The sequence below is a fragment of the Microcoleus sp. PH2017_09_SFU_O_A genome (assembly GCF_020738625.1).
Lineage (GTDB): Bacteria > Cyanobacteriota > Cyanobacteriia > Cyanobacteriales > Microcoleaceae > Microcoleus.
In genome coordinates, this window is the sequence record NZ_JAEQCF010000032.1 from 42,919 (window position 1) to 68,792 (window position 25,874).

Genomic DNA, 25,874 nt, shown 5'->3' on the forward strand with positions numbered 1-25,874 from the left:
GCGATCGCCCGACATACCGAATCGCCAATCCCAAATTGAAAATCAATCATCGCCCTTCAGTTAGATTGGTTGGTGGAAGGGCGAGATTCCTTGACTGAAATTGGTCAATCAAAGAGTGAGCGATCGCTCTTCTATTTACCTAACTATACTTCAGCAGGTTGCCGATCTTTTTGAGATTCTAACCAAGTTTCGTAGGCTACCCTGTCTCCACCGAAACTATCTATCGACACCTCGCGATCGGGCATTGGTTTGAGCTGTGAGCCGATCGGATTGTAGCGACAATAGCAGATAACTACCATGCCGAATTCGCTCGAACTACCTTCAGTGCCGAATTCGCTCGAACTACCTTCAGTATCAGAGGTGTAGGTTTCCACTCTCGCAACTTCCCAATCTCCGGTTTTGTAATGGGTACTCCAACCGTGGAAATTTGGTTCGTGTTCGGCTTCAACCCTGACAAACTCAGTTGGCCTGTATCCTGGTTGCGGGATCGGGCGATCGGACGAATCAAAGTATTCAGCAAGAATGCGAGTCAGAGAATGAGTGTGAGATAGCATTCTATCTTCCCATCCCGGTTGCCGCCCTTCGGCTCTAAAAACAATGTATTTACGCATCGTCGTCATCTTCCTGTTCGTGAAACGGCTGAGGAAATTCTGTCTTACCCTCGAACACGCAATCGGCCCTCAAGGTGTCACCCTGAAGTTTTTCTATCCTCTTGAGTGTCCATCCATATTTAGCCTCCATTTCGTAGCAGCATTCATCATCGGCGGCTGCGTGACGGGAAATATCCTCATCTGGGTCATAACGCAACCAAGTTGGTTTTTTTGGCATTATTGATATTACTCCGAGTGTTGAGTTGACAACATTGGGGGAATCGCTTTGGTGTAGTGATTCGAGCACTGCGCCAAGGCGTACCCGATATGATAGAGTTATTTCGGAGAATACGTCAATATGACGCGCCAATATTTGACGAAAAAAGATACAAGACCACAAGAGAGCGCATCGCCGATCGAGGCTTTGAGAATTGAGCGAACAAAGCTATCTCAGGCTGAATTTGCCGTGCATTGCGGGATTCCGCTGCGTACTTACCAGCGTTGGATTTCGGGTGAAACGGAAGCAAAACCAACACCCCGTCAGTGGAAACTGATGATGCGCCTATTGCAGATTCAATCTTTTGATGAGGTTCCTGATGATTTTGGCCCGATTAATTTGACAGGAAATGAAGATACGGAAAATAGCTCAATTTTACCTTGAGTTAGAATCGAATAATGTCACAATTATACTTAAGCATGGCCTTAAAAACTTTAGCAATCCTGGAAGGCAAAAGATGATACAAGTCCACCAGTCAAAACTTACCTTTGAAGAATACCTCGCCTACGAGGACGACACCGACAACCGCTATGAACTAATTAACGGAGACTTAGTAACATTGCCGCCAGAATCCGAACCCAACAACGCCATTGTCAGCTATCTGTTTTTAGTGCTTGTTAATACTGGCATCCCTTGGCGGTGTATCAAACTTCACCTGTGCGAAATCCAAGTTCCGATCCTGCGGGAGGGCGACGCAGCTAACCGCTACCCCGACTTAGTGGTTTTGCGCCCCGAACACATCTTGCTGACAGCATCTAGGCTAACTATCACCCTTGATATGCCGCCTCCTCAGTTGGTTGTCGAGGTTGTTAGTCCAGGTAGAGTTGGGCGCGATCGCGATTACATTAGTAAACGAGCTCAATATGCAGCGCGGGGTATCCCTGAATATTGGATTGTTGACCCTCAAGAGCAGATAGTAGCGGTACTACGACTAGAATCAGGTGAGTATGTCGAAGTTGGGTTTTTTCAAGGGGAACAAGCGCTGATATCGCCGACTTTTCCGCAGTTGAACTTGACGGCTGGACAAGTTTTGGGAGGAGAGTTTTAGTTGTAGAATGCGCCAAATTGCATAATTTTCACCTAAGCTACCTTGGGGCAAATTTCGACTTTGACAGTCATACCTACTTTATTGAGCATTGCAATCAGACTGTCAACGGAAAACTGCCCTATTTTACCTTGAGTTAGAGCTTTGATTCGATCGTTGGACTGTTGGAGATGTTGAGCCGTTTGATCGAGAGTCCAACCGCGCTCTTTAATCTGATGAGTCAGGGCGAGAATTAGTTGCGATCGGATTAGTAAGTTATCAGCTTCTTCAGATGAGAATCCGAGGTCTAGAAAGATATTATCGACTGCTTGGGTAATAGTATTTTCGCTCATTGTTCCGGTTCTCTTGAGTTTAAACGATTTTGTAACAACTCTTGGTAGCGTTTCTGCCCAACTTCGATATTTTTCTGGGCTGTTTTCTGAGTTTTCTTTTGGAAGGCGTGGAGTACATAAATAGCTTCTTCAAATCTAGCAATATAGAAAACCCGATAGGCATTTTCTGTCCGAATCCGAATTTCTTCAACGCCTTTACCTACGATCGACATCGGTTTAAAGTCTGGTGGTTGTATGCCCTGCTGGAGAGTCCAAAGTGAAAAACCGGCTTCTTTTCGGGCCTCTTCAGGAAGAGATTGGATTTCTTCGCGGGCAGGGCCAACCCACCGAATCGGCTTGATGGTCATCGAGTTTGTTGAGAATCGAATACTGTGACAATTATACTCAAGTATTGCCTTAAGTATTTTATTTCTTCAGCGCTCTATGTCGGTTAGTTCAGCCGCCGATTTGAGACATTGTGCGGCTGTAATTTCCTTGAGTAGTTCCCGAATCCCGCTGCTTGAAATTAATCTCCGGTTTAATCTCCAATATCTGCTGCACTCGATCGCGCAATTCAACCGTAGACACCCCATTCCGCAGAGCAGTTTTTAAGTCAATTTGCCCCGTTTCGTTCAGCAGACAAGGCCGCAGCCACCCGTCAGCCGACAAACGCATCCGATTGCACCGATCGCAAAAACACTCCGACATCTGACTGATAAATCCTAAAGTCCCCTTCGCCCCCGGAATTTGAAACACATCCGCCGGCCCATTTCCCCGCACTCCCGACTCGGCTAAACCATATTTATCGCTAATTTGTTGCCGCAATTCTGCCGATGCTACCCAACCTTTATCGCCAAATAAATCGCCATTGCCGATCGGCATAAACTCAATAAATCGAACGTGCCAATTCCGGTTAATAGTTAATTCTGCCAACTCCAATATTTCGCCATCATTCACACCGGGAATCACCACCACATTCAGTTTCAGCGGATCGAATCCAGCTTCATAAGCCGCTTGAATTCCCTGCCAAACTTGCATCCAGCGCGATCGTCCCCGACTACCAATTATCCGATCAAAAGTCTCCGGTTCCAGGGAATCCAAACTAATATTAATCCGGCGCAAACCAGCACTGTAGAGATTTTCCGCCATTCCCGCCAACAAAAAGCCGTTAGTTGTCATTGACAAATCTCGTGTTTCGGGCAAAGATGCGATCGACCCAACCAACTCCACCACCCCAGGGCGCAGCAGCGGTTCCCCACCAGTCAACCGAAACTTAGTAAATCCCACAGGTATGAAAACTTCCCGCAGCAAAGTTAGCAATTCCGAGTGAGTTAGCAACTGCTGCTGCAACACATAGTCCAACTCGCTACCTTCCGGCATACAATAGAGACAGCGGAAATTGCAGCGGTCTATCAAACTAATCCGAAGGTAGTCTACGGGATTCATGTCAATGATTTGTAATATTATTTAATTATAAATGCGGACTCGATTTTCTGCAATTATTGATAGAAAGCAAAAGGGTGCATCTCAATTTGGGAAGGGCGAAGCATTCCGGTAGTCAATCTCTGGCGATAGCTAATAAATCGTCTGCCGGAATGCTTCGCCCCTACGAAGATATTTGCAAAAATGAGATGCACCCAAGAAGCAAAAAAACGACATCGATTTCTCCCTCATCTCTTACTCTGCGCTCTCTGCGCCCTCTGCGGTTAATAAAAAAAATCTAATTTGCAAATCCATATATCTATGACATTTTTTAAATTTGAAGCTGACTTTGTAGAAGCCCTGCGCTGCATCCCAATGCAAGTACGCCTCAAGTTAGATACTTGCGGCATCAAACTCAAGTTGCAAGATTGGAATCATTTTACTCAAGCAGAACGCCAAACACTTGTAGAGCTTCCTTGTGTGACAAGTGCAGAAATTCAAGATTACCGAGAACAGCTAAACCAAATATTAATCCAACATACTGGAAAATGCGGAACCGATTTGGCGATCGACCAAAATCCCCCGTGGATGGATGCTGCAACCATACCAGAATCCGTCACAGCAAAAGCGCAAGAGCTCGGATTGACTGTTACCGATGCCCAGTGGAGCGGTTTGCAGCCGCTACAGCGGTTTGCTTTAATCAAACTTAGTCGATCGAGCCACGAGAATAAAAACTTTCTCCCCGCTGTTCGAGAATTTCACCTCGTTGCATGAGAAGCCGGAATTATTGAATAAGTCCGGCTTCTAGCAGGTTCTAGCCGCGGATTTTACGTTTAACTGCGTCCACCTACTCCTAGCTTCAAGCTTGTTTTTGAGCTAACTTTTGGCGGCGGCGGGCTAAAATAAAACCCCCCAAGGAAAGCAATCCGCCGACTACTGTTGTCGGTTCCGGTACTGCTTCGGAGTTGTCCCAAGTATCCTGTACTATTTCCAGTGGTTGTGACAAGTCGCCGATACTGTCGGATTGATCGATTACGAGCTCCGCGAGAGTAGTTGGGCCAAAGTTTGAGCTAGTTCTAGGTAAGCTATTGAGCACTCCTGTTCCAGCTAATCCGCTGATGGCATTCCGAATCCAGTTGTATTGCGACGAGACGCGAGTAGTAGCAGAAATATCGCCGTAGTCAGCCAACCTCTGGTTGTTCTGGCTGGTAATAAAAGAGTTGACACCGGCCAGGAGTCCGCCGATGAACAGTGCTCCACCGCTATCGCCCCGGGCTAATTGGTATTCTAGGTTGAGAGGGCGAGTCAATGGCTGTGAGGGATCGACCGATCGAGGATCGTCGAAATCTGACACGAGTATTCCGTTGGAATAACCTAATCGACTACCCAGGCCGATCGTATTCTGACCAGCTCGTTTTGTTTTGTATGTTCCTACATTTTCGCCACTTAAGCCATTGCCTGTATTTCCGAACCCGACGTAGCTGCCGACTTGCAAATCTTCGTTAGTACCGGAGTACAGGGTGGCCGGATTAATGTTCGAGATTGAACTGCTGAGCCGATACAAGCCTATGTCAGCGCCTGCACTCGCGTTCCGGTTGCTACTGGCCCATCCTCCGTTCTGAAGTCCCAAATTGATTGAATAGCTGCGCCCGCCAATTGAAAAACCTGCACCAGCAAGACTTTGTTGACCGTTTTCAAAACAGTGCGCTGCGGTTAGTACCCAGTTGGCACTGATCAGGGTTCCCGAACAAAGGGTGAACGTGTTGTTAGCAAATCTCATGTCGAGGCGGCCGACGCTGGCAAATTGGTTTTGGTTGGCGAAGTTTATGTACTGGGCGTCGGATCGATCGTGCCGAATCGTACCGGCGATCGCGCTGCCACTGAAACCTGCTGCTGCCACAAAGGCTGTTAGCGTTGATGTAATTAGGTTTTGAGTTTTCACAGTAAGCACCGAGATCGATGTTAAATTTGTTGTTCTATTGACCTATCTGGTGCAAAACTCGATTTTTATGCAAAATGTTGGGCTTTGTTACAAATCTTTATATTCGCCAAAAAGCTCCCGTTTTTTTATACTAAGTAAGAAAGATTTTGTGCGCTTCAGGCGATATAAAGTGTGAGTTGGTGCGATCGGGCGGTGGGAGATGTAGAATTATGTCGATCGACCAAAAAGATTTCCGAGTCGCTCGACAACGACAACATGATAAATATTCAGAGAATCTCCGGCTGTCTGCATAAAACCCTTCTAGCTTCTGGTTTCGGAAAGGTTCGGCACGCTTACCTGGGTTCGGTAACTCAGCCAGACTTTTCTCAGAAACCAATCAAAAAATTCATTTTTTTTTAAGTTATGTTACCTGCGCGTGGTATTATTCGATCTGAAGTGTACGAGCTGTAGCTTTTGTCACACTTGTCGCTACAAGACGGTTTCAACCGAATTAATTGTAGTGGGAGTCAACTAACACCGACTGCTTTAAAAGTCAAGTAACCTTGTCAGATCAATCTCGCGCATCCATCGCTGAAACGGGGGACATCTCTCAGACAGGTTCGTCCGAACCGGAGTCCACCGACACTATGCAAGATTTCTACAAACTTCAACAACAGTTGTTTGTGGTCACTCTCGCTTTCACGGGAATAATTTTTATCTCGGTGTGGATTTTTTATTCACTCAACATTGCCCTAAATTATATGCTTGGGGCGATCGCCGGTGTGGTTTACTTGAGAATGTTGGCTAAAGACGTTGAACGCATCGGCCCGCAAAAAACGAGTCTGAGCAAAAATAGGTTAGCTGTATTTATTGGGTTGATTGTAGTATCAACTCAGTTGAAAGAGCTACAGATTTTGCCCATATTTTTGGGATTTCTGACGTATAAGGGCGCGATCGTCTTTTATATGCTGCAAAGCCTGTTTGTTACCGACCCTGCCAATGGGTCAGGCAGTCGGTGAACCCTCCACTGTGTGAACTTCTTGTGAATGGAAATGCTAAATGTCTTAAATGCCTTTAATGCTTTTCCCCTCGCTGAGTTGGAAGTAGGAAAGCATTTCTACTGGCACATAGGCAGTCTCAAAGTTCACGGACAGGTATTTATTACCTCCTGGATTGTGATTGCTCTCCTCCTGATAGCTTCCCTCGCGGCAACTCGCAATGTGCAGAGAATTCCGAGCGGAATGCAAAATTTCATGGAGTACGCCTTAGAATTCGTTCGAGACTTGGCTAGAAATCAACTCGGCGAGAAAGAGTACCGTCCTTGGCTGCCATTTATTGGCACATTGTTCCTGTTTATTTTTGTATCGAATTGGTCGGGCGCTTTAGTTCCTTGGAAGCTAATTAAGTTGCCAGCGGGCGAACTAGCTGCTCCGACTAATGACATCAACACGACGGTAGCACTCGCATTGCTGACTTCTTTGGCATATTTTTATGCAGGTTTCAGTAAGCGGGGTTTGGGTTACTTTAGTAAGTACATCGAACCGACCCCAATTTTGTTACCGATCGCGATTTTAGAAGATTTCACCAAACCTCTTTCCCTGAGCTTCCGTTTATTTGGTAACATCTTAGCGGATGAATTAGTGGTGGCGGTGTTGGTGTTATTAGTTCCCCTGTTCGTACCTTTGCCCGTAATGATGTTGGGTCTGTTTACCAGTGCGATTCAAGCTTTGGTATTTGCCACCTTGGCAGGAGCTTACATTCACGAAGCATTGGAAGGACACGGCGACGAACATCACGATTAACTCTCTAAAATTGGGTAAAGGCGAATAGCGAACAGTCAAAAGCCAGCGGTCTAATGACTAATGACTAATGACCAATTACCCAACATCTCTCTTGAACTCTGTACACAAAGATTAAGGAAATTTATCATGAATCCGACAATTGCTGCTGCTTCTGTTATCGCCGCCGGTCTAGCTATTGGTTTAGGCGCGATTGGACCTGGTATCGGTCAAGGTAATGCCGCAGGTCAAGCAGTAGAAGGTATTGCGCGTCAGCCGGAAGCAGAAGGCAAAATTCGCGGCACTCTCCTGCTGAGCTTAGCATTCATGGAATCCTTGACCATCTACGGTCTCGTTATTGCATTGGTGCTGCTGTTTGCTAATCCCTTCGCTTAATATTGAAGGATTGCAAAAAAGGGGCGGATGTCTTTCCGCCCCAAAAACAAGGAGGAACTAAAAGTGTTTGATTTTGATGCAACTTTGCCATTTATGGCATTGCAGTTCCTAGTTTTGACGGTAGTCCTCAATGCGGTTTTCTATAAGCCCATGACTAAGGTTCTGGACGATCGGGACGAATACATTCGTACCACTCAAGTGTCAGCTCAGGAACGCTTGGCAAAAGCCCAGAAATTAGCGCAGGAATACGACCAAAAACTGGGAGAAACTCGCAAACAGTCTCAGGCAGTAATTGCTACGGCTCAAGCGGATGCCAAAAAAATCGCGTCGGCAAAAGTAGCTGAGGCTCAAAAAGAAGCTCAAGTTTCGCGAGAAAAGGCAGGCCAAGAAATTGAGCAGCAAAAACAAGAGGCAATGCGCTCGCTAGAACTAGAGGTAGATACTCTGAGCCGACAAATTCTTGAAAAGCTATTGGGCACAGCACTGGCCAAATAGCTCGATCGAACAGTTTTAGATTTTGGGTGAATTCTCAAATCTTAAATCGGTTCATCCAACCTGCACGCGCAATTATGGAAGAGAATCATGGGGACTGTTTTATTGCTAGCCACAGAAGCTAGCACAGAAGGTGGTTTCGGTTTAAATTTCGATATTTTAGAAACCAACCTGATTAACCTGAGCATTGTTATTGGATTGCTGTTTTACTTCGGGCGCGGCTTCTTAGGAAATATCCTAGGCGAAAGACGCTCCGCCATCGAAGAGGCGATTAAAGATGCAGAAACTCGCCAAAAAGATGCAGCGGCAGCTTTAGCAGAACAACAGCAAAAATTGACTCAGGCTCAAGCAGAAGCGGAACGAATTCGCTCCGCTGCTGAAGCAAATGCGATCGTAGCAAAAGAAGCAATTCTAGCTCAAGCGGCGCAGGAAGTTGAACGCATGAAAGCAACAGCAGGTCAAGAGTTGGAAGCGGAGCGGGAAAGAGCGATCGCCCAACTGAGATCGACGGTTGTATCTTTGGCATTAGCAAAAGTGGAAGGTGAGTTGAAAACTCGCTTGGACGACAACGCCCAAAACCACTTAATCGATCGCAGCATTGCGTTACTGGGAGGCTAAAAAGTGAGTATCGTTAGCACAGCAGTCTTACAGCCTTACTCATCTGCCTTGATGTCACTGGCTCAGTCCAGCAATCTCTCAGAAAAGTTCGGCGAAGACATTCGTTCTTTGCTTAGCCTGCTAGAAGGTTCGGAAGAATTACGTCAATTTTTAGCCAATCCGCTGATCAAAGCGGATACTAAAAAAGCTGTAATTAAGCAAATAGCGGGTGAAGAAATGAGCCCCTTGATGCACAACTTTCTGAAGCTTTTAGTAGACAAAGGAAGAATTCTTTTTTTAGAAGGGATTGGCCAACAATACTTGGCAAAGCTCCGAGAACTCAACCAAACAGTATTGGCTGAAGTTACATCGGCAGTCCCACTTTCAGACGCTCAACAGCAGACTGTTCGCGAGAAAGTGCAGGCGATGACCAGCGCTCGTAGCGTAGAAATTGAAACAAAAATAGACGCAGATTTAATCGGCGGTGTGGTAATTAAAGTAGGCTCTCAAGTAATTGATGCTAGCCTGCGGGGACAATTGCGCCGTCTCGGAATTCGCTTGAGTTCCTGATTTAAGGAAGAAGGAAGAAGGAAGAAGGAAGAAAGAATAAGGGAAGAATTAAACAGGAGGCAGAAATCAATGAATTTCTGTTTTTGAGTTGTTAGTCCCAAATACTTACTGCCAAATCTCAATTCTTTCTTGCCAAAAACATCCACCCGCCCAAAAATGGGTACAAGCACTAGACTTAAAGTCGTGGAAAGATCAAAATTTTAGACTAAGAGTTCAAACTCCCAGATTCAATGCTGCGAGTAAATCTAAAATCTAAAATCTAAAATCTAAAATCGACTGACCGACAACTGACAACTGACAAATAATAACTGACATGGCAGCAATCAGACCTGACGAAATTAGCAGCATTATTCGCCAGCAAATTGAACAGTACGACCAAGATGTAAAAGTCTCTAACGTCGGTACTGTTTTGCAAGTAGGCGACGGCATTGCCCGGATTTATGGCTTGGATAAAGCTATGTCCGGCGAATTGCTAGAATTTGCCGACGGCACCGTGGGTATTGCACTGAACCTCGAACAAGATAACGTGGGTGCAGTGTTGATGGGCCAAGGCCTAGGCATTCAAGAAGGTTCGGCAGTTACTGCTACTGGCAGAATTGCTGAAGTCCCCGTTGGTGAAGCAATGTTGGGCCGCGTAGTTGATGCTTTGGCCCGTCCAATCGACGGTAAAGGCGAAATCAAAACTACTGAGTCTCGCTTGATTGAATCTCCGGCACCTGGTATCGTTTCTCGCCGTTCTGTTTACGAACCGATGCAAACAGGGATTACCGCTATTGATGCGATGATTCCTGTGGGAAGAGGACAGCGGGAATTGATTATTGGAGACCGCCAAACTGGTAAAACTGCGATCGCGATCGACACAATCATCAACCAAAAATCGGAAGATGTAATTTGCGTGTATGTGGCGATCGGTCAAAAAGCTTCTACCGTAGCTAACATCGTCAACGTCCTGCAAGAAAAGGGCGCGATGGCCTACACAATCGTCGTAGCAGCCAACGCTAGCGACCCCGCAACCCTGCAATATTTGGCACCTTACACAGGCGCCAGCTTAGCTGAGTATTTCATGTACAAAGGCAAGCACACTTTGGTCATTTACGATGACCTTTCCAAGCAAGCACAGGCCTACCGCCAAATGTCCTTGTTGCTACGCCGTCCTCCCGGTCGCGAAGCATATCCTGGAGACGTTTTCTATCTGCACTCTCGCTTGCTAGAACGCGCTGCTAAATTGAGCGACGAATTGGGCGAAGGCAGCATGACAGCTTTGCCAATCATTGAAACCCAAGCAGGCGACGTTTCTGCTTACATTCCTACCAACGTAATTTCGATTACCGACGGTCAAATCTTCCTTTCTTCTGACTTGTTCAACTCTGGTTTGCGTCCAGCAGTAAACCCCGGTATTTCGGTATCGCGGGTAGGTTCTGCGGCTCAAACTAAGGCAATGAAAAAAGTAGCCGGTAAGGTGAAATTGGAATTGGCGCAGTTTGAAGAACTGGCAGCATTTTCTCAGTTTGCTTCTGACTTGGATAAGGCTACTCAAAATCAATTGGCCCGCGGTCAACGCTTGCGGGAACTGTTGAAACAGGCGCAAAGTTCTCCTCTGCCGATGAACGAACAAGTTGCTGTGATTTATGCCGGTATTAACGGCTACATGGATGACATCGATGTAGACAAAGTAACCAAGTTTACTCTTGGTTTGCGCGACTATTTGCGGACTAGCAAGCCGAAGTACGGCGAAATCGTTCAAGGCGGTAAGGCTTTGACTGATGAAGCTGAGAAGCTGCTGAAAGAAGGCATCACAGAATACAAGCAAACTTTCTTGGTTTCTGCGTAATTAGTCATTAGTCATCAGTGATTAGTCATTAGTTAAGTCGCAGATCCCCCCTAGGCGTGTTTTAAACCCGGAGATCCCCCCTAGCCCCCCTTAATAAGGGGGGGACAAGATCGTTCAAAGTCCCCCTTCTTAAGGGGGATTTAGGGGGATCGAGACTTTGAGAAAAACGATAGAGACATCTGGTTTCAGTCTTAAAATTGATACCAATAGAAAATGCCGTCTCTACCGTAGCTAAATTTAAAAACTGATGGCTAGAAACTAATTACTCAGAAATAAAAGCTAAGGAAAAAGGAGAAAGTTATGGCAAATCTGAAAACTATTCGCGATCGCATTAAGTCGGTCAAGAACACTAAAAAGATTACAGAAGCAATGCGCTTGGTGGCTGCTGCTAAGGTGCGCCGCGCTCAAGAACAGGTGACTGCTACTCGTCCTTTTGCCGATCGCTTGGCAGAAGTATTATACGGTTTGGCAGAACGCTTGAAGTTTGAAAGCCAGGATTTACCGCTGCTGAAAAAACGCGAAGTCAGAACAGTGGGAATTTTGGTTGTTTCGGGCGATCGGGGTTTGTGCGGTGGCTACAACGGTAACATCATTAGATACGCCGAAAATCGCGCCAAGGAAATCAAAGCTGAAGGCTTAAACTACAAATTCGTGTTAGTAGGACGCAAAGCTACTCAGTATTTCCAACGTCGCGAACAGCCGATCGATGCTACTTACACTAACTTAGAACAAATCCCAACAGCACCGGAAGCAGCGCTAATTGCTGACGAATTGCTGTCTTTGTTCCTGTCGGGAACTGTGGACAGAGTTGAGCTAATTTACACCAAGTTTGTGTCACTAATTAGTTCGCGTCCAGTAATTCAAACCTTGTTACCCCTCGATCCTCAAGGTTTGGAAACTCCAGATGATGAAATCTTCCGCTTGACATCGCAAGGCGGACAGTTTCAAGTATCGCGGGAGAAGATTGGTACACCTATGAAGAGTTTGCCACGCGACATGATTTTCGAGCAAGATCCGGCGCAAATTCTGGAGGCACTTTTGCCTTTGTATTTGAACAACCAATTGCTGCGGGCTTTGCAAGAATCTGCTGCTAGCGAGTTGGCTGCACGGATGACGGCGATGAATAATGCTAGTGAGAATGCTAGCGATTTGATCCGTAGTTTGACGTTGACTTATAACAAGGCGCGGCAAGCGGCAATTACCCAGGAAATTCTGGAAGTTTCCGGCGGTGCTGAAGCCTTAAACGGTTAAGTTAGGGTTGACAATTTGTAGATTTTATGGTATGCGTCTGGGGGAACTCAGGCGCTATTTTTTTAGTAAATATAGGAACAAATTGGACGATCGGGACTTACACAGCCTCTATAATATAATGCTTTATAATTAAAGTAGGGTGCGTCGCTGTGACTATTTTGGCTATTGACAACGATTCAATAGCGACGCACCGGGATAATCTCCCGGAAGTCACGACGACGATCGCGAGCGGGGACAGCACTGCACTGGTAAAAATTATGATTCCGATGCCAGCTTCCACAATATTACTCAGATGAGTTTCGCACAGCTAGATGAATATTTAAATCAAGAATTTTCGCCGGATAATTGGTCAGATCATGCTGTTATATATGCTATTGAACAAGTGCAAAAACTTACACCTGCTGATTGGGAAGAACTGAAATCTTGTTGGTGTAATCGTTCCCAAGAATGGCAATTGCGCTGTGCCGAAATTATTTCCGATGCTGACTCTCAACAAGCAATTCCGTTGTTGCTAGAAATGCTTGAGATACCGGATGATGAGCTTACTCTCACGGCGGCAGATTCTTTAAGATCGATTGATGCAGCCAAAGAAAATTTAGATATGAGTCTTGATGTTTTAAAACGCTTGCAAACTCTTTCTCAAAACAGTCCGATCGCTCAAATTATTGTTAATGAACTGCTAAAAAAATTGCCAGTCAGATTGTGAATGCAAATATAAACTGCTAGTTCATGCCGATCGCCTATTTGATTATGACTCAATCTCCTACTACAATATCGATCGCATCCTGGAACAAAATCCTGAATCCGCACTGGCTTGGGTCAAAAATACATTGTCGGCTCAAACCACCGCACCGCAAGACTTTAACTGGCTTTTATTAGCCGATGTTTCCTCTGCGAAGGCTCGAAAAGGTGAAAATAATGCGGGTTTGTTCGATCGCACTTGGGCAGAAGTAGCAACCGCAATTTACGATCGACTAGCGGAAGCGGCGGAACAGAAAAAACCGGGTAGTGGGGAGTCTGTGAGGATTTCTTCAATGATGTTGCGGGCTGGGGCGATCGCCAAATACGGAATAATTCCCAACGATTCAGTTCTGGATGTTAACTTAATTCTACAATGGTTTTGGGATAACATCAAAGAATCGCGGGAAGATGTGGAACAAAAGGCTGCTAATTGGAAAACGCTTGCTATTGAAGAAATTCGAGAGTTAAGACAGCTTAAAAATCGGTTAAAAGTTATCGCTGCACTCGCGAATAGCGATAAATATGTTTTGGATGAAGAACTCAAAGCTTGGCTTTCGTTACCAGAGAAATTGCCGTAGTGAAACCTTATTTTACGACATTTGGCAATAATTTACCTGTTCATTAGTTGAGAAACATGGATAGTAAGATCGGGAAAAGCCAGGGGTTCAATGGTTCCCGATTGAAAAGTATTTCGCTGCTGGTAAAAGTCGCCTTCCGGGAAGCGGAACACGATTAATAGTCGATCGCGCAAGTTAACAACCCAATATTCTGGAATGCCTGCTGCTGCGTAAATCTTGCTTTTTTCCTCTAAGTCTTTAGTCAAACTAGAATCAGAATATTCAATTAGCCAAAAAATATTCTCTGGATAGGGGTGATGCTGTAGGTAGACATCGTTTAGGGGTTGGACAACGGCAATATCTGGTTCTGGTTCCGAGTTATTTGGCAGAGTAATTGGTCTGGCTTCGCGGATTTGTGCTCTGGTGGATAATGCGACTCGCAATTGATTGGCAAAGCGATCGCTAAAATAAGTATGCGCCGTTCCTTCCGGTACCATTTCGACTATTACTCCATTTAGTAATTCAACTTGGCGATCGTCCAAAATACCTGTTTCGATCATCCGATGGTAGTGGTCTATTGTCCATTTTGCGGTACTTAATGTCATTGCGATCGCTCCTGGCTTCTCGCTCACTATGATTGACTTTGCCTGAATTAATCTATTTTAGGCGATCGATAGTTTGTACATGGCGCGCGCGATCCTCTGGCGCGCGCGAGATTCGCGCCGACACCAGAGCAACTCAGGTTGTTTGCACTATTGCATTAGTATGCAGTATAGCATATAGTTGCTTTAATGCGCTTGTATGCAAAACGCTGGTTTTTGGACAAACTTCATAAAATGTCAAAATATATATGTTGTGAAGCCTTGAGCCTGTATGGATGAAAACAAGACTGTGGCTATTAGAGTAGAAATGCCACCCGATCTGCGGAACCGATTTAAGTCAGCCGTCGCTAGGGAAGGTAAAAATATGAGGGATGTTTTGCTTGAATTTATGGAGGAATACGTCAATCAAGCTGAGCAACCCAAAATAACAGCCAGTCAAAACCCAAAGAACACATAGCTGCTGCGTGCAGAAGTGGAGCGATCGCATACAGGGCAAAACATTGTAGTTTTTAAACTGTAAGGGAATTGTGAAGTGAGGAGCGATCGCCTACCGAACCCAAAACCAGAAAACGTCCACTATGTCACAAACCCCGAACTCTGTGAAAAGATGGGCGAAAAATACAACTGGCGGTTAAAAGAAATCCGAGTCAGCCGCAACAGCCCTCCTGATGTGGCCTGCGTGTTTGATGGAGAACAAACCTCGTTTCAGGATACATGGCAAGATTACCAAGATTAAAGCAAAGGGAGGAAAGATGGCAAAAAAAATCTGGATTGTCTATAAAGCCGAAACCATGAGTGCTCCCGGTTGGGAAGAACGCCAGCTTATGCCGAGGGGCGGTTTAACTGATATTCTGTGGGAAAACTGGAGTTGGGAAGAAAACCCAATTCTTCCCCAGCCTGGAGACAGAACCCGCGACTACGACAATCTATCTGACTCCGGTAATGCAGCAACTCACGGGAAAAATGGAGATTGGATAGTTACTAGCGTTCACCAGTTTTCTTCCTTTGATAGTGACTTGCGAATTGTGCTGTGCTACTGTTCTTTCCAACCGATTACTTCTGATTGGGAAGCCCTGCAACAAGGTGAGTCTGTGAATCAGATGTTGGCAACTGTCGAGCAATATTGAGTTGATTAAAGTCCGATCGCGTCTGGAGTAATTCAGACGCTTTGTTTGAATGTAAATATGCCTTTTATTCCTGCACAATTTCCACCAACTCTTCAATCATCACATCAAAGGTGCGGGCCAATTTGTGTATGGAAATGAAATCAATAGTTGACACTCCCGGACAGCGGGCGTAGTGTCTGACGGTACTGTAAATTACTCCCGATCGCTCTGAAACCTCTTTTAGCGTCCAACCTTTCTCAGCAGCGAATTCTCTGACTTTTAGTCTGACTAAACCCATACTTGACAAATGATGGTGTACCATCATAAGATATTTTTATTCCAAAAGGCGATCGGCTAATCTTGGACAATCTCATACAAATCTTCGACCATCACGTCAAAAGTCCTCGCCAATTTGTCCAAGGCTGTCACATCAATTGTTGCTAATCCGGGCGATCGGGCATAAGTTCTCAGCGTACTGTAGACTACGCCCGATCGCTCTGAAACCTCTTTGATCGTCCAGCCTTTCTCAGCAGCAAATTCTTTAACCCGCAATCTAATTAAGCCCATAAGCTATTGAAACCTGACTAATATCAGTCACATAACTATACTACAAAAGGCGATCGACCTACTCTTTGACAACCTCAACCAAATCTTCCACCATCACGTCAAAAGTACGTGCCAACTTGAGCAGACAAGTAAAATCAACCATTGCCATTCCTGGAGAACGCGAATAGGTGCTGAGGGTGCTGTAGTTGACTCCCGATCGGTCAGAAACCTCTTTGATCGTCCAGCCTTTCTCACCAGCAAATTCTCTAACCCGCAATCTAATTAAACCCATTGACAGACCACTAGATTTAGTATATTATAATTATATCGTAAAAAGCGATCGCCCCAACGTCTGCAAAACTTAAAGACGATCGCCTATCAAAGTTCAAATCCCATCAAGTGGGATTTATCAACCATTTACAATTCCCATTAAGTGGGATGTATCAACTATGTTAGCAAGCTTTCGACCAAAATCAACCCCCAGACACAGATTGAGCCGGTTTGTTACCAAAGAGGCGATCGCGCGGCTGCTGAAAATCAAGGTAGAACAAATATATCGCTTCGAGTGCTGGGCGCACATCCTCTACGTGCACGCCCAAGGGATGAGTCGGTTTGTGAGTTATGCCGACTTTCCGCCGGTGGTGGGAGTGGAATCGCCGTCGGGTTTAGATTTTGGTTATTGGAAGCGCCGGATGGCGAGTCTGAAGGAGAGATACGCGCCGGATTTTTGGGTGGATTTCTATGGGGATAAATTTCGGGAGGCGGTTTCTGTTGTTGAATTGTTGGAGTGGGGAGAGTTGGTTGGGGTGGTTAAATTGATGTTGGGGGCGATCGGGCTGGAGTCGCTGCGAAAGGTTTACGCACAGGAGAAATATCTGCTGGAACATTTCTAAAATATGACTAAAACACGGGTGATTAGAAACCGGGTTTTTTTACTAAAATACTGCACGCCCAGCCTTTAACTAAGTGAAAAACCCGGTTTCTTTGCTGTGCGTAACTCCCATAAACTCTAGTCCCTGCTGTAGGGGCGGTGCCCCCGTGCCCGCCCGAAAGATCAGGGCAACCACGGGGGGATTGCCCCTACAGGAATTACTCGCCACAAATATTCAAAAAATTGGTTCAAGCTCAACAGCAACAGTTATAATTTCTCAATGTGCTTCCCTCTCTATCCCTTGTTAAGCCCATGAGTAACCTTTCAAATATCCAACCAGCAGAGGGCGATCGCGGGAATTATCAGCTAAGTCGGCTCAGTCTGCGGCTATGCCTTTGATGGGGTTCCCGCCGTCGGAGTCGAAGTCGGCTTTGATTGAGTTGGCTGATTATGTTTTTAGTCAACTTTATTAGGTGCGATCGCGCAGTTTTAGGGAAGATAATCAAATTGTGGTTTACATCTTGCCTGAAAGTTTTTTATTAATTAATTGGATGTATTTACAATGAGTGTTATTAAAAGATTTGTAATTTTGGAAGACCGTCAAAAAAGCTTGGAAACGACAATAGATTTTTTATTGAATTGTCAAGAATACTCTTGGGATAAAATTTATCTATTTTCTGCTTTTGTTACTAATCATGGGGTGGAGCAAGTAAAAAAAATTCTTCTACACCCTTATTTAAATGAAAATACGGAAGTTGTGATTGCGATCGGAAAAAAAGATAATTTTAATGACCCTAGTGATATTCAAAATTTATTGAAATTTATCGACAAAGAATCAACAAAGATTAAAACTAAGTCTGTTCGTTTTATATGTCCCACAAATAACTTTCATATCAAAGCCTATTGTTTTTTAGGCCGTCGTGTTAGAGACAATGAAGAAATAGTTATAGACCATGAAAAAATAGGTTTTTCTATCATAGGGTCATCTAATCTAACTCGGCTAGGTCTTGAATGTGAGGGAGAATTATGTATTAGTATCCACAACTTAAATTTAACAAACCAATTGATTAATTTTAAAAAAAATAAATATGATGAATCGCCTGAGTGGGAGCAAGAAATTATCGAGTATGAAATAAAATATAATGAAAAACACTTTCGTAAAGATCAAGCACTGATAACCAGCACACCACAAAATGGTGGTAAATTCCTTAAACTAGGTGTCACTGATGATATTGCTATTATTGACCAGGGAACTAATCTCGTTAATGGTAGGGAGAATACAGGTTGGTTCCGCTCGATTCAAACTATAGATGAAGAGAAAAATGATGTTCCTAAAAATTCTTTATGCCTCTTATTTTCCACAGAAAACAAGATATTCCAAATTGGTGAAATCATGTCTCACAGTTCCGATCAAACAGAAGGATGTTTTGTAACATATACAGTAAATGTAACTTATAAACTTTCTGATGATATTCGTGACATCCTTGCGAATGAAAAGTATAAAATAATATCTAATCCAGAGGATATGGAGAAATTACCGTATGACGCTCTAAAGGATTTTGAAAACGAAGTTAAGGAATATCAGGAATATCAGAAAATGCTCGACGATCCGAAATATCAAAAATGGATAAAAAAAGGTAAGAATAAGATGCAATCAGAAATTGAGAGAATATCAAAAATTGATGATATCAGCTTAATAAAGAAAGAGCTAGAATTACTCCGTCAATTCATTTAATGTGCCATCATTGTGTTCTCAATACCAACTTAATTTTACAATGGTTATGGGATAAAATCTTCGTCTTTACCCGCCATAATGGTAAGATCAGGCTTCTTGCCAAAGTGCCATTAATTGTCAGAAAATCAAAGAGAATTTATTGTTTCAGAGTTTATACTTATCTTAAGTCTTTGCTAAAAGTTTAAGTAACTTCTTTGCTGGTAAGCCTGTAAGATGGCATATTGAAGGAACTAGAGATAGTGTTAGTATTAGGGTAATAGTAGAACCTGATGGGAGATGAATCATTACAGCCTTCCCTACTAACCTACCCAAAAATCCCTAGAAATATTGTCAGGAGCAAAACAAATGTTTGACTATAAAATTGTGGAAAGTAAACTCAATGAAGTCATTAACATCGTGAAACTGCAACTGTCAGATAATCAAATAGAATTTTTGGTTTCAGATATTCAGGCTGGTGAGTGGAATTTGGCGTTAGAGACTTTGTGCGATATTCTCATTGAAGAAGAACTTCCCATAGATTTAAATGGTTATGAACTTTTGCAAGAAGTAGGGGATATGTTGAACATGGAACGGGAAACTTGGGAGATGCTAAAAGTCCAAGTAGCTCCTTAGTACATAAATTACGAATTTATGTTATAATTTGATTCCACATTGATTTACCATAATAGATTTCCTTGGATTATAACTTTGATTGGAATCCAGCCAAAGAAAAGCAAAATATTCGCAAGCATCAATTAAATTTTCGTTTGGCATCAACTGTTTTTCGCGATAGTTCTCAATTAACAATCTATGATGAAGAACACAGTCAAGATGAAGATAGATGGATTACCATAGGCTTAGATGAAACAGGAAATTTAAGGGTAGTTGTTCATACCTTTGAACAAACCGATCGCACTTCTTGCATAATTCGGCTCATTTCAGCCCGCAAAGCTAATTTTACTGAAACCCAAGCTTATCAAGAGAGGAAATTATGAAATCAGAGTATGATTTTTCTCCAGCAGAACAAGGCAAGTTTTACCATCCTGATGCTACTTTTCATTATCCCATTTATCTCGAACCAGATGTCGAGGAATTTGTGACTAAAATTGCCGAGCATAAAAAGATTGAGGTGCAAGTTTTGGTCAATGAATGGCTGAGAAATAACATTAAACTAATTCAAAGTATTGAGTAGGTTAGAAACCGGGTTTCTTAGTCAACTCTAGGTGAGTCTGCCTTAATCATAACAGAAACCGGGTTTCTTGACCCCACATAGCGATAAATTATCGAATATGTTAGACTTATGTCTAGAGAAGAGAAAGGGAGTCAAACAAAATGACAACTATCCAATCAATGACAACTGCAATAACATCCCTTTATGAACAGGATTTTTATCTGTGGTTACAGACAACAATCAACTTATTAAAAGAGGGTAAGTTTTCTGAAATAGATTTAGAGAACTTACTAGAGGAACTCGAAAGCATGGGGAGAAGCGACAAGAATGCTTTAAAAAGCAATTTGAGGGTACTTTTAATGCACTTACTTAAGTATAAATATCAGCCAGAAAAACGAACCAATAGTTGGGTGTACACCATTCGTGAACATCGTAAACGCATCGGAGATACCTTCAAAACCAGTCCGAGTTTGTATCGTTTTTTTGAAGAGATTTTTAATGAATCTTATCAAGATGCTAGGGAATTAGCCGCAGATGAAACAGGTTTATCTATTCAAATATTTCCCCCAGAGTCTCCCTTTACTGAAGAAGAAGTTCTTAATCCTGATTTTTTACCGCCTGAGTGCGATATGTCTGAAAATCCTGAAAATATTGAATAATTGAATCAGATATCCTTCTCTGTACTGATCGGTCATAATAGGATCAGTGAATATGCAAAAGCGAGGAAATAACTATGGTCGCTGCTACTGTCGCACAAAAGCATTTTACTCTAGAAGAGTTCATGGCTAATCCCCTCGATCACATGGAATGGGTGGATGGTAAAATCGTAGAGAAAAATGGAGCCACGCTCAAGCATGGTAAAATTCAATCAACGCTGGGTTGTTCTTGGTCAAATTACAGAAATTTAAGCAAAGAAAATGGTGATTTTTATATTTCACCACCTTGCCACACTAACCAAAACATTCGCCGTCCCGATGTCGCTTATCTCACACCCGAATTAGTCGCACAATTTGGTAATCTTGCCACTTTACCCCAAAGTTTTCCTTTAATTGCCGAAATAGTTTCACCCACCGATATCGCTGAGGATGTCTTTCTCAAAGCACAGGAATATTTAGAATCTAGCTGTCAGGAAGTCTGGTTAGTTTTTCCAGAAAGTCATTTAATATTTGTGATGACTCAAAATCAAATATTAACATTTCGAGCGGGTGATACCGCTAGCACTCAACAAATTCTGATCGGTTTTAGCATTGAGGTCGATCGCCTGCTAGCTTAAACATCAAACTAAATTGCTACAATATATTTGAGACTCCTCAGTCCGCGTAGGCGGACTTCGTTTGTATAGCCCCGAATTCTATTCGGTGGTGTTTATTTAATCCAGATTCGATATCCCACCATTCTAGAAAACGCCATGTCAAACGACTTTTCCTTAGACGAGCTTTTAATCAACAGTTACGATGCCTTCAAAGACGCAGAAAACCAAGTGGGACAGTGCAATGTTTTAGTCATCGGCAAAACCGGAGTCGGCAAAAGTACCCTGATTAATGCAGTTTTTCGCCAGCGCTTAGCAGAAACCGGAGTCGGCCGCCCCGTCACTCACGGTATCCGCCAATATACTAAACCGAATTGCCCGATCGCAGTTTACGACACTCCTGGACTTGAACTCAACGCCGAACAAATTAAAATTATTCAATTAAACGTTGCTAAACTCATTGAAGACCAAAGACTTCTGCACCCCAAAGAACACATTCACGTCATTTGGTACTGCATCAATCACGGCGCAAATCGCATAGAATCCGTGGAAGAAGGCTGGCTAAGAGAAATGGAAATCATGGATGTACCAGTTATTTTAGTGCTCACTCAAACTACATCGAAAAAACCGAGCGAGTTTTTCAAGCAACTGGAACACATGAATTTGCCAGTCAGTCAAATTATCCCAGTCATGGCTGAACCAGAAGAGATTGATGAGGATTATACAGTAAAGTCTCACGGTTTAGATAAGTTGGTTGATGCAACTTTTCAACTGCTGCCGGAAGTAGCAAAAAAAGCCTTTGTCAAAGAACAAATTGCCAATATTGGACTCAAATCTGATATGGCATTTAAGTATTTAAGTGCCTATGTTGCCGGTTCTGCGATTATCGGTGCAACTCCTGTGCCGTTTGCTGATGCGCCAATTTTGATGACGATGCAAACGGCAATGATTGCTAATATTACTGTGATTTTTGGAATGCCCTTTGATAAGGGATTTATCTCGGCGATGCTGTCTGCTATTAGCGGTGCTGGTGGGGTGACTGCTGTTGGTAGAAGTATTGTGACTAATTTGATTAAAATGATTCCGGGTGCGGGTACAATTGTCGGTGGTGCTATCTCCGGTGCAACGGCGGCTACTCTGACGCTGGCTCTTGGTTTGGCTTACATCGAAGTGCTGAAAGCTTATATGAAATCTCAAATCAATGGGGAACAACTTTCTTTGCAGCAGTTGACTAAGATGTTTGTGGATTTGTACAAGGATTATGCGTCGTCGGGGCGCAAAACTTTGAAGGATGATAATCGGAATCAACCAAAACCTCCTAATCAAATTAATATTGATTAAATTGGGCATGGGGCATTGGGCATGGGGCATTGGGCATTGGGTGAGTTTCAATTACCAATTACCAATTACCAATTACCAATTACCAATTACCAATTACCCATTACCAATTACCCATTACCCATTACCCATTTCCAAAGATTGCTATAATATTATTGAATTCTGCAAAAGGGAGTCAATGGCTATGGTAATGACAGCCGTTTTATCAGAAAATGTTTCTCTAGAAGACTTCATCGCTAGTCCCCCCGACGATATGGAATGGGTGGACGGGCAAATATCGGAGAAAAATGGAATGACAGTAAAACACAGTAGAATCCAATCTAGACTAGATTTTTCTTGGAGAAGTTACAAGATATCTAGCGGACAAGGGGGCGAAGTTTATACTGAAGTTCCTTGTCGTACTGACAGGCGAGTGCGTCGCCCTGATGTTGCTTATCTGACTGCTGAACTTGTTGCTGAATATGGCGATGTTCCTACTTTTCCTCAAAGTCCGCTGTTAATTGCTGAAATTGTTTCTCCTACTGATATTGCGGAAGAGATTTTTTTGAAAGCACAAGAGTATTTGGATTCTGGTTGTCTGGAAGTTTGGATTGTTTTTCCAGAAAGTTGCTGGATATTGATAATGACTCAAACTCAAAAGTTAGCGTTTAATTCCGGTGACGTAATCAGCACTCAGTTAGTGCTGCTGGGTTTTAGTGTTGCGGTTGATGAGTTGTTGGGTTGAAGGCAGAAATTAGTTATTAAGTGAGTGAACATATATTGCGTGTCATTACAAAGAAACCGGGTTTTTACAGAATTTAAGGGCTGCAATCAAGTATTTTTGTAAAAAACCCGGTTTCTAGGCCCCCGTGCGTAACTCCTATAAATTTTGTCAACTTGCACCAAATCACCAACAGCGGTACAATGTTTTCTGCTTTGTTTGCAAATCTACCGTAGATTCCAATTGGGAATTAAAACCAATAATTGAAATATGTCTCAAACTTACACTGTTGAATTACTCCACCAAGGCAGCACTTATACCGTAGAAGTGCCGGAAGATCAACCAATTCTGCAAACTGCGATCGCCGCGGGGATTGATTTGCCCAACTCTTGCAATTCGGGGGTTTGTACTACTTGCGCTGCTAAGGTGGTTGAGGGTCAACTTAAGCAGGTTGATTGCATGGGTGTTAGTCCCGAACTTCAGGCTGAAGGTTATGTGTTACTTTGCGTTTCTTTTCCCCGATCGCACTTGAAGATAGAAACTGAAAAAGAAGACATTGTTTACGATCGCCAGTTCGGTAAATCCTAGGACTAAGCTAAAATTTACGTAAGTACCCAAGTACCGATCGCGGTAAAACCACTATGGATCGCCCCATGACCACCCATTTCATTTCCGCAGAAGTAGACCTCCGCGATACGGCCGAAGAACTGCACTCAGCTATTGAAATTGAACTGCAAAAACACGGCGAACCCCTGCGCTGGGCCGTTACAGACGTGGATGTCGATCGCCAAAAGGCTCTGGTAGAAGGCTACGTGCTCGTGGAAGCATCCCCCGTAGCAGCGTGAAGCCCCGCCCTTTAACAGTGGTTTTGATAGTCCCCACAGGCATTGGAGCCTCGATTGGGGGCTTTGCAGGCGATGCGCTGCCCGTTGCTAGGGCGATCGCCCAAATTTCTGATACGCTAATTACTCACCCCAACGTCCTCAACGGTGCTCAACTTTATTGGCCGATACCTAATGCACTTTACGTCGAAGGTTACGCCCTTGACAAATTTGCAGCCGGATGCTGGGGCCTGCAACCGGTACATCAAAATCGCATCGGCTTAATCATGGACTGCGCGATCGAACCTGAGTTACAATTGCGCCACTTGCAAGCCGTTGATGCTGCTAGAGCTACATTGGGTTTAAACATAACTGATTGTATTTTGACCGATCGCCCCCTGCAAGTAGAATTACGCATTTCAGAATCAGGGGCATCCTGGGGGACGATCGGCAATCCCGACAGTTTACTGCGCGCCGCCGACAAATTGATCGCACAAGCAAAAGTCCAGGCGATCGCAGTTGTGGCCAGATTTCCCGACGATGAAGGTAGCGTCGCCCTCGAAAACTACCGCCGCGGGAAAGGAGTCGATCCCCTCGCAGGCGCGGAAGCAGTCATCAGTCACCTCATTGTCAGAACATTTAAAATTCCCTGCGCCCACGCCCCCGCCCTGTCGCCACTTCCCCTCGATCCACATCTTTCGCCACGATCGGCTGCGGAGGAAATCGGTTATACTTTCTTACCTTGCGTGCTTGCAGGGCTTAGCAAAGCACCGCAATTTGTCACTCCTGGTGTGGGACAGGCATCTTGCTTACCACAGGTATTGGGCGGACAAGATGCCCGCCCCACAAGAGAGAACTTCCATGCAAACAGGCGAAATTTCGATTCGGTATCCCAGGATTTGTGGGCGGATCGAGTCGATGCGGTGGTAATACCGGCCACAGCGTGCGGCGGTAGTGCTATTCTGAGTTTGAGCGGGCGATCGACAGTACAAATTATTGCTGTGGGTGACAACAAAACCCAGATGCAAGCTTCCCCAGAAAAACTCGGAATCAAAGCTTTGCAGGTAAACTCATATTTAGAGGCGATCGGCGTATTGGTCGCTTTACGAGCCGGCATTAGTCCAGCTTCTTTGGGTGCAGACATCTCCTCCCTGCGGTGTTTGTCTGACTCAACTCAACAAATCTAAAATCTAAAACCTAAAATCTAAAATTGATTAAGTGCCAGAAAAACTTCCCGAAAATCCAGAAATTGAACCGTTGACGCGCACTCAGGTTTTAGTAGCAATGGGCGTGACAGCAATTATGTTGCTGGCGGTAGCTAAATTGTGGTTGATATTTGGATCGGTATCGCTTTTGCCCGTCAAATTGATCGTCATGGATTTGTTCAAAGGATTGGCGATCGGACTGGCAATTACAGGCGGTAGTGCGATCGTATATCAACTCTGGCCCGGTTATCGCCGGAGTGCAGACATTTACTTGGAAGTAGTGCTCAAACCTTTGTTTTGGCCGGATTTAATTTGGCTGGGACTGCTACCCGGACTTAGCGAAGAATTGCTATTTCGAGGCGTGATGCTGTCTGGTTTGGGATTGAATGTGACCGGTTTAGTTTTATCGAGTTTTTGTTTCGGCATTCTGCACTTGGGAGGAATGGATCAGTGGCCTTATGCTGTTTGGGCGACGGCTGTGGGTTTCCTGCTGGGTTACAGTGTTTTAGCTACTGGCAATTTGTTAGTACCAATTACAGCTCATGTCTGCACGAATTTGATTTCTAGCTGTGTTTGGAAGTGGGAACACAATATGGTGAAACGGTAGGGCGATCGCACAGATTGGTTAGTAGTGAGGACTTCAGTCCGCATCAATCCAAGGACTAAAGTCCTTACTACGAACCTTTGGTATTTGTTTGTAGTGAGGACTTCAGTCCGCAGAAATTAAAGGACTAAAGTCCTCACTACGAACCTTTGGTATTTGTTTGTAGTG

General features: G+C 44.1%; 40 protein-coding genes. 30 read left to right on the plus strand and 10 right to left on the minus strand.

What is annotated here, in order from left to right:
• Positions 1 to 143: 143 nt before the first annotated feature.
• Positions 144 to 611 (minus strand): hypothetical protein, encoded by a 468-nt coding sequence (locus JGK16_RS13845; RefSeq protein WP_293180419.1) that lies wholly within the window; start codon positions 609 to 611, stop codon positions 144 to 146.
• Positions 604 to 828, minus strand: a complete 225-nt coding sequence (locus JGK16_RS13850; RefSeq protein WP_293180416.1) for a hypothetical protein — start codon at positions 826 to 828, stop codon at positions 604 to 606. The genes JGK16_RS13845 and JGK16_RS13850 overlap by 8 nt, the downstream gene beginning before the upstream one ends.
• A gap of 120 nt (positions 829 to 948) precedes the next feature.
• Here JGK16_RS13850 and JGK16_RS13855 point away from each other — a divergent pair, with 120 nt between their 5' ends.
• Both JGK16_RS13855 and JGK16_RS13860 read left to right on the plus strand, forming a co-directional pair.
• Positions 949 to 1,251: a helix-turn-helix domain-containing protein gene (locus JGK16_RS13855; protein ID WP_293180413.1), complete on the plus strand. Its 303-nt coding sequence runs from the start codon at positions 949 to 951 to the stop codon at positions 1,249 to 1,251.
• A gap of 73 nt (positions 1,252 to 1,324) precedes the next feature.
• Positions 1,325 to 1,915, plus strand: coding sequence for a Uma2 family endonuclease (locus JGK16_RS13860; RefSeq protein WP_293180410.1), 591 nt, complete (start codon positions 1,325 to 1,327; stop codon positions 1,913 to 1,915).
• Between the two features lie 32 nt (positions 1,916 to 1,947).
• On the opposite strand, the gene JGK16_RS13865 is transcribed toward JGK16_RS13860, so the two are convergent.
• The 3 genes from JGK16_RS13865 to moaA form a co-directional block, all read right to left on the minus strand.
• Entirely contained in the window at positions 1,948 to 2,244 is a 297-nt protein-coding gene (locus JGK16_RS13865) for an XRE family transcriptional regulator (protein ID WP_242717105.1), read from the minus strand.
• A complete protein-coding gene (locus JGK16_RS13870) occupies positions 2,241 to 2,591 on the minus strand; it encodes a type II toxin-antitoxin system RelE/ParE family toxin (RefSeq protein WP_293190979.1) in 351 nt (116 codons plus the stop codon). Before JGK16_RS13870 ends, JGK16_RS13865 begins: the two co-directional genes overlap by 4 nt.
• An 88-nt stretch (positions 2,592 to 2,679) precedes the next feature.
• Entirely contained in the window at positions 2,680 to 3,669 is a 990-nt protein-coding gene (moaA, locus tag JGK16_RS13875; protein ID WP_293180402.1) for a GTP 3',8-cyclase MoaA, read from the minus strand.
• A gap of 297 nt (positions 3,670 to 3,966) precedes the next feature.
• Here moaA and JGK16_RS13880 point away from each other — a divergent pair, with 297 nt between their 5' ends.
• Positions 3,967 to 4,419 carry a nitrate reductase associated protein gene (locus JGK16_RS13880; RefSeq protein ID WP_293180399.1) on the plus strand — a complete coding sequence of 151 codons (453 nt, stop codon included), beginning with the start codon at positions 3,967 to 3,969 and terminating at the stop codon, positions 4,417 to 4,419.
• An 85-nt stretch (positions 4,420 to 4,504) separates the two neighbouring features.
• Here the strand turns inward: JGK16_RS13880 and JGK16_RS13885 are convergent, their stop codons facing one another.
• Positions 4,505 to 5,587, minus strand: coding sequence for a trypsin-like serine protease (locus JGK16_RS13885; RefSeq protein ID WP_293180395.1), 1,083 nt, complete (start codon positions 5,585 to 5,587; stop codon positions 4,505 to 4,507).
• 626 nt (positions 5,588 to 6,213) lie between these two features.
• Between JGK16_RS13885 and JGK16_RS13890 the strand changes: the two genes are divergently transcribed.
• From JGK16_RS13890 to JGK16_RS13940, 11 genes are all read left to right on the plus strand, one after another.
• Positions 6,214 to 6,585: an ATP synthase subunit I gene (locus tag JGK16_RS13890; RefSeq protein WP_293180536.1), complete on the plus strand. Its 372-nt coding sequence runs from the start codon at positions 6,214 to 6,216 to the stop codon at positions 6,583 to 6,585.
• A 27-nt stretch (positions 6,586 to 6,612) separates the two neighbouring features.
• Positions 6,613 to 7,368 carry a F0F1 ATP synthase subunit A gene (gene atpB, locus JGK16_RS13895; protein WP_293154916.1) on the plus strand — a complete coding sequence of 252 codons (756 nt, stop codon included), beginning with the start codon at positions 6,613 to 6,615 and terminating at the stop codon, positions 7,366 to 7,368.
• Between the two features lie 126 nt (positions 7,369 to 7,494).
• A complete protein-coding gene (atpE, locus tag JGK16_RS13900; protein ID WP_193972048.1) occupies positions 7,495 to 7,740 on the plus strand; it encodes an ATP synthase F0 subunit C in 246 nt (81 codons plus the stop codon).
• 27 nt (positions 7,741 to 7,767) lie between these two features.
• Positions 7,768 to 8,235, plus strand: coding sequence for a F0F1 ATP synthase subunit B' (locus JGK16_RS13905; RefSeq protein WP_293180392.1), 468 nt, complete (start codon positions 7,768 to 7,770; stop codon positions 8,233 to 8,235).
• Between the two features lie 87 nt (positions 8,236 to 8,322).
• Positions 8,323 to 8,850, plus strand: coding sequence for a F0F1 ATP synthase subunit B (locus JGK16_RS13910; protein WP_293180389.1), 528 nt, complete (start codon positions 8,323 to 8,325; stop codon positions 8,848 to 8,850).
• A 3-nt stretch (positions 8,851 to 8,853) separates the two neighbouring features.
• Positions 8,854 to 9,399, plus strand: a complete 546-nt coding sequence (gene atpH, locus JGK16_RS13915; RefSeq protein WP_293180386.1) for an ATP synthase F1 subunit delta — start codon at positions 8,854 to 8,856, stop codon at positions 9,397 to 9,399.
• A gap of 313 nt (positions 9,400 to 9,712) precedes the next feature.
• Positions 9,713 to 11,230, plus strand: a complete 1,518-nt coding sequence (gene atpA, locus JGK16_RS13920) for a F0F1 ATP synthase subunit alpha (protein WP_293180383.1) — start codon at positions 9,713 to 9,715, stop codon at positions 11,228 to 11,230.
• 300 nt (positions 11,231 to 11,530) lie between these two features.
• On the plus strand, positions 11,531 to 12,481 hold the full coding sequence (locus JGK16_RS13925) for a F0F1 ATP synthase subunit gamma (protein ID WP_293190981.1): 951 nt from the start codon (positions 11,531 to 11,533) through the stop codon (positions 12,479 to 12,481).
• Between the two features lie 149 nt (positions 12,482 to 12,630).
• The gene (locus tag JGK16_RS13930) at positions 12,631 to 12,777 is read left to right on the plus strand and encodes a hypothetical protein (protein ID WP_293203184.1); all 147 of its coding nucleotides are present in this window, start codon (positions 12,631 to 12,633) and stop codon (positions 12,775 to 12,777) included.
• A complete protein-coding gene (locus tag JGK16_RS13935) occupies positions 12,774 to 13,187 on the plus strand; it encodes a hypothetical protein (protein ID WP_293180377.1) in 414 nt (137 codons plus the stop codon). The genes JGK16_RS13930 and JGK16_RS13935 overlap by 4 nt, the downstream gene beginning before the upstream one ends.
• A 124-nt stretch (positions 13,188 to 13,311) precedes the next feature.
• The gene (locus JGK16_RS13940) at positions 13,312 to 13,800 is read left to right on the plus strand and encodes a hypothetical protein (protein ID WP_293190983.1); all 489 of its coding nucleotides are present in this window, start codon (positions 13,312 to 13,314) and stop codon (positions 13,798 to 13,800) included.
• A gap of 32 nt (positions 13,801 to 13,832) precedes the next feature.
• On the opposite strand, the gene JGK16_RS13945 is transcribed toward JGK16_RS13940, so the two are convergent.
• A complete protein-coding gene (locus tag JGK16_RS13945; protein ID WP_293180533.1) occupies positions 13,833 to 14,384 on the minus strand; it encodes a Uma2 family endonuclease in 552 nt (183 codons plus the stop codon).
• A gap of 268 nt (positions 14,385 to 14,652) precedes the next feature.
• Here JGK16_RS13945 and JGK16_RS13950 point away from each other — a divergent pair, with 268 nt between their 5' ends.
• The 3 genes from JGK16_RS13950 to JGK16_RS13960 all read left to right on the plus strand — a co-directional run bounded on the left by JGK16_RS13950 (position 14,653) and on the right by JGK16_RS13960 (position 15,508).
• Positions 14,653 to 14,838, plus strand: coding sequence for a hypothetical protein (locus JGK16_RS13950; RefSeq protein WP_293180371.1), 186 nt, complete (start codon positions 14,653 to 14,655; stop codon positions 14,836 to 14,838).
• A 75-nt stretch (positions 14,839 to 14,913) separates the two neighbouring features.
• Complete coding sequence (locus JGK16_RS13955; RefSeq protein WP_293180368.1) at positions 14,914 to 15,117, plus strand: hypothetical protein; 204 nt, start codon at positions 14,914 to 14,916, stop codon at positions 15,115 to 15,117.
• A 16-nt stretch (positions 15,118 to 15,133) separates the two neighbouring features.
• Complete coding sequence (locus JGK16_RS13960) at positions 15,134 to 15,508, plus strand: hypothetical protein (RefSeq protein WP_293180365.1); 375 nt, start codon at positions 15,134 to 15,136, stop codon at positions 15,506 to 15,508.
• Positions 15,509 to 15,572: 64 nt separating this feature from the next.
• On the opposite strand, the gene JGK16_RS13965 is transcribed toward JGK16_RS13960, so the two are convergent.
• The 3 genes from JGK16_RS13965 to JGK16_RS13975 are packed head-to-tail and all read right to left on the minus strand — an operon-like array spanning position 15,573 to position 16,325.
• A complete protein-coding gene (locus JGK16_RS13965) occupies positions 15,573 to 15,785 on the minus strand; it encodes a helix-turn-helix transcriptional regulator (RefSeq protein WP_293180530.1) in 213 nt (70 codons plus the stop codon).
• Positions 15,786 to 15,841: 56 nt separating this feature from the next.
• Entirely contained in the window at positions 15,842 to 16,054 is a 213-nt protein-coding gene (locus JGK16_RS13970) for a helix-turn-helix transcriptional regulator (protein ID WP_293154889.1), read from the minus strand.
• Between the two features lie 58 nt (positions 16,055 to 16,112).
• Positions 16,113 to 16,325, minus strand: a complete 213-nt coding sequence (locus tag JGK16_RS13975; protein ID WP_106149040.1) for a helix-turn-helix transcriptional regulator — start codon at positions 16,323 to 16,325, stop codon at positions 16,113 to 16,115.
• 157 nt (positions 16,326 to 16,482) lie between these two features.
• Between JGK16_RS13975 and JGK16_RS13980 the strand changes: the two genes are divergently transcribed.
• The 13 genes from JGK16_RS13980 (at position 16,483) to JGK16_RS14040 (ending at position 25,709) form a co-directional block, all read left to right on the plus strand.
• Positions 16,483 to 16,926, plus strand: a complete 444-nt coding sequence (locus JGK16_RS13980) for a hypothetical protein (RefSeq protein ID WP_293180362.1) — start codon at positions 16,483 to 16,485, stop codon at positions 16,924 to 16,926.
• Positions 16,927 to 17,466: 540 nt separating this feature from the next.
• On the plus strand, positions 17,467 to 18,639 hold the full coding sequence (locus tag JGK16_RS13985) for a hypothetical protein (protein WP_293180360.1): 1,173 nt from the start codon (positions 17,467 to 17,469) through the stop codon (positions 18,637 to 18,639).
• 345 nt (positions 18,640 to 18,984) lie between these two features.
• Complete coding sequence (locus JGK16_RS13990; RefSeq protein WP_293180357.1) at positions 18,985 to 19,251, plus strand: MafI family immunity protein; 267 nt, start codon at positions 18,985 to 18,987, stop codon at positions 19,249 to 19,251.
• 62 nt (positions 19,252 to 19,313) lie between these two features.
• Positions 19,314 to 19,613 (plus strand): BrnT family toxin, encoded by a 300-nt coding sequence (locus JGK16_RS13995; RefSeq protein WP_293180354.1) that lies wholly within the window; start codon positions 19,314 to 19,316, stop codon positions 19,611 to 19,613.
• On the plus strand, positions 19,610 to 19,810 hold the full coding sequence (locus tag JGK16_RS14000; protein ID WP_106333270.1) for a hypothetical protein: 201 nt from the start codon (positions 19,610 to 19,612) through the stop codon (positions 19,808 to 19,810). Before JGK16_RS13995 ends, JGK16_RS14000 begins: the two co-directional genes overlap by 4 nt.
• 140 nt (positions 19,811 to 19,950) lie before the next feature.
• On the plus strand, positions 19,951 to 20,448 hold the full coding sequence (locus JGK16_RS14005) for a DUF29 domain-containing protein (RefSeq protein WP_293180348.1): 498 nt from the start codon (positions 19,951 to 19,953) through the stop codon (positions 20,446 to 20,448).
• 74 nt (positions 20,449 to 20,522) lie between these two features.
• Entirely contained in the window at positions 20,523 to 21,062 is a 540-nt protein-coding gene (locus JGK16_RS14010; protein ID WP_293180345.1) for a Uma2 family endonuclease, read from the plus strand.
• Positions 21,063 to 21,197: 135 nt separating this feature from the next.
• Positions 21,198 to 22,379 (plus strand): GTPase, encoded by a 1,182-nt coding sequence (locus JGK16_RS14015; RefSeq protein WP_293190985.1) that lies wholly within the window; start codon positions 21,198 to 21,200, stop codon positions 22,377 to 22,379.
• A gap of 175 nt (positions 22,380 to 22,554) precedes the next feature.
• Positions 22,555 to 23,100, plus strand: coding sequence for a Uma2 family endonuclease (locus JGK16_RS14020; protein WP_293154866.1), 546 nt, complete (start codon positions 22,555 to 22,557; stop codon positions 23,098 to 23,100).
• Between the two features lie 246 nt (positions 23,101 to 23,346).
• Positions 23,347 to 23,664: a 2Fe-2S iron-sulfur cluster-binding protein gene (locus JGK16_RS14025; protein ID WP_293180336.1), complete on the plus strand. Its 318-nt coding sequence runs from the start codon at positions 23,347 to 23,349 to the stop codon at positions 23,662 to 23,664.
• A 65-nt stretch (positions 23,665 to 23,729) separates the two neighbouring features.
• Positions 23,730 to 23,921, plus strand: a complete 192-nt coding sequence (locus JGK16_RS14030; RefSeq protein ID WP_293180527.1) for a hypothetical protein — start codon at positions 23,730 to 23,732, stop codon at positions 23,919 to 23,921.
• Positions 23,918 to 25,084 (plus strand): DUF3326 domain-containing protein, encoded by a 1,167-nt coding sequence (locus tag JGK16_RS14035; RefSeq protein WP_293190987.1) that lies wholly within the window; start codon positions 23,918 to 23,920, stop codon positions 25,082 to 25,084. The genes JGK16_RS14030 and JGK16_RS14035 overlap by 4 nt, the downstream gene beginning before the upstream one ends.
• 31 nt (positions 25,085 to 25,115) lie before the next feature.
• Positions 25,116 to 25,709 carry a CPBP family intramembrane glutamic endopeptidase gene (locus JGK16_RS14040; protein WP_293180330.1) on the plus strand — a complete coding sequence of 198 codons (594 nt, stop codon included), beginning with the start codon at positions 25,116 to 25,118 and terminating at the stop codon, positions 25,707 to 25,709.
• The last annotated feature ends 165 nt before the right edge of the window (positions 25,710 to 25,874 follow it).

Excerpts from the sequence above, each read along its gene's own strand:
- JGK16_RS13845 (WP_293180419.1), bottom strand. The coding sequence starts at position 611 with ATGCGTAAATACATTGTTTTTAGAGCCGAAGGGCGGCAACCGGGATGG.
- JGK16_RS13850 (WP_293180416.1), bottom strand. The coding sequence starts at position 828 with ATGCCAAAAAAACCAACTTGGTTGCGTTATGACCCAGATGAGGATATT.
- JGK16_RS13855 (WP_293180413.1), top strand. The coding sequence starts at position 949 with ATGACGCGCCAATATTTGACGAAAAAAGATACAAGACCACAAGAGAGC.
- JGK16_RS13860 (WP_293180410.1), top strand. The coding sequence starts at position 1,325 with ATGATACAAGTCCACCAGTCAAAACTTACCTTTGAAGAATACCTCGCC.
- JGK16_RS13865 (WP_242717105.1), bottom strand. The coding sequence starts at position 2,244 with ATGAGCGAAAATACTATTACCCAAGCAGTCGATAATATCTTTCTAGAC.
- JGK16_RS13870 (WP_293190979.1), bottom strand. The coding sequence starts at position 2,591 with ATGACCATCAAGCCGATTCGGTGGGTTGGCCCTGCCCGCGAAGAAATC.
- moaA (WP_293180402.1), bottom strand. The coding sequence starts at position 3,669 with ATGAATCCCGTAGACTACCTTCGGATTAGTTTGATAGACCGCTGCAAT.
- JGK16_RS13880 (WP_293180399.1), top strand. The coding sequence starts at position 3,967 with ATGACATTTTTTAAATTTGAAGCTGACTTTGTAGAAGCCCTGCGCTGC.
- JGK16_RS13890 (WP_293180536.1), top strand. The coding sequence starts at position 6,214 with ATGCAAGATTTCTACAAACTTCAACAACAGTTGTTTGTGGTCACTCTC.
- atpB (WP_293154916.1), top strand. The coding sequence starts at position 6,613 with ATGGAAATGCTAAATGTCTTAAATGCCTTTAATGCTTTTCCCCTCGCT.
- atpE (WP_193972048.1), top strand. The coding sequence starts at position 7,495 with ATGAATCCGACAATTGCTGCTGCTTCTGTTATCGCCGCCGGTCTAGCT.
- JGK16_RS13905 (WP_293180392.1), top strand. The coding sequence starts at position 7,768 with ATGTCTTTCCGCCCCAAAAACAAGGAGGAACTAAAAGTGTTTGATTTT.
- JGK16_RS13910 (WP_293180389.1), top strand. The coding sequence starts at position 8,323 with ATGGGGACTGTTTTATTGCTAGCCACAGAAGCTAGCACAGAAGGTGGT.
- atpA (WP_293180383.1), top strand. The coding sequence starts at position 9,713 with ATGGCAGCAATCAGACCTGACGAAATTAGCAGCATTATTCGCCAGCAA.
- JGK16_RS13925 (WP_293190981.1), top strand. The coding sequence starts at position 11,531 with ATGGCAAATCTGAAAACTATTCGCGATCGCATTAAGTCGGTCAAGAAC.
- JGK16_RS13935 (WP_293180377.1), top strand. The coding sequence starts at position 12,774 with ATGAGTTTCGCACAGCTAGATGAATATTTAAATCAAGAATTTTCGCCG.
- JGK16_RS13945 (WP_293180533.1), bottom strand. The coding sequence starts at position 14,384 with ATGACATTAAGTACCGCAAAATGGACAATAGACCACTACCATCGGATG.
- JGK16_RS13950 (WP_293180371.1), top strand. The coding sequence starts at position 14,653 with ATGGATGAAAACAAGACTGTGGCTATTAGAGTAGAAATGCCACCCGAT.
- JGK16_RS13960 (WP_293180365.1), top strand. The coding sequence starts at position 15,134 with ATGGCAAAAAAAATCTGGATTGTCTATAAAGCCGAAACCATGAGTGCT.
- JGK16_RS13965 (WP_293180530.1), bottom strand. The coding sequence starts at position 15,785 with ATGGGTTTAGTCAGACTAAAAGTCAGAGAATTCGCTGCTGAGAAAGGT.
- JGK16_RS13970 (WP_293154889.1), bottom strand. The coding sequence starts at position 16,054 with ATGGGCTTAATTAGATTGCGGGTTAAAGAATTTGCTGCTGAGAAAGGC.
- JGK16_RS13975 (WP_106149040.1), bottom strand. The coding sequence starts at position 16,325 with ATGGGTTTAATTAGATTGCGGGTTAGAGAATTTGCTGGTGAGAAAGGC.
- JGK16_RS13980 (WP_293180362.1), top strand. The coding sequence starts at position 16,483 with ATGTTAGCAAGCTTTCGACCAAAATCAACCCCCAGACACAGATTGAGC.
- JGK16_RS13985 (WP_293180360.1), top strand. The coding sequence starts at position 17,467 with ATGAGTGTTATTAAAAGATTTGTAATTTTGGAAGACCGTCAAAAAAGC.
- JGK16_RS13990 (WP_293180357.1), top strand. The coding sequence starts at position 18,985 with ATGTTTGACTATAAAATTGTGGAAAGTAAACTCAATGAAGTCATTAAC.
- JGK16_RS14000 (WP_106333270.1), top strand. The coding sequence starts at position 19,610 with ATGAAATCAGAGTATGATTTTTCTCCAGCAGAACAAGGCAAGTTTTAC.
- JGK16_RS14005 (WP_293180348.1), top strand. The coding sequence starts at position 19,951 with ATGACAACTATCCAATCAATGACAACTGCAATAACATCCCTTTATGAA.
- JGK16_RS14010 (WP_293180345.1), top strand. The coding sequence starts at position 20,523 with ATGGTCGCTGCTACTGTCGCACAAAAGCATTTTACTCTAGAAGAGTTC.
- JGK16_RS14015 (WP_293190985.1), top strand. The coding sequence starts at position 21,198 with ATGTCAAACGACTTTTCCTTAGACGAGCTTTTAATCAACAGTTACGAT.
- JGK16_RS14020 (WP_293154866.1), top strand. The coding sequence starts at position 22,555 with ATGGCTATGGTAATGACAGCCGTTTTATCAGAAAATGTTTCTCTAGAA.
- JGK16_RS14025 (WP_293180336.1), top strand. The coding sequence starts at position 23,347 with ATGTCTCAAACTTACACTGTTGAATTACTCCACCAAGGCAGCACTTAT.
- JGK16_RS14030 (WP_293180527.1), top strand. The coding sequence starts at position 23,730 with ATGACCACCCATTTCATTTCCGCAGAAGTAGACCTCCGCGATACGGCC.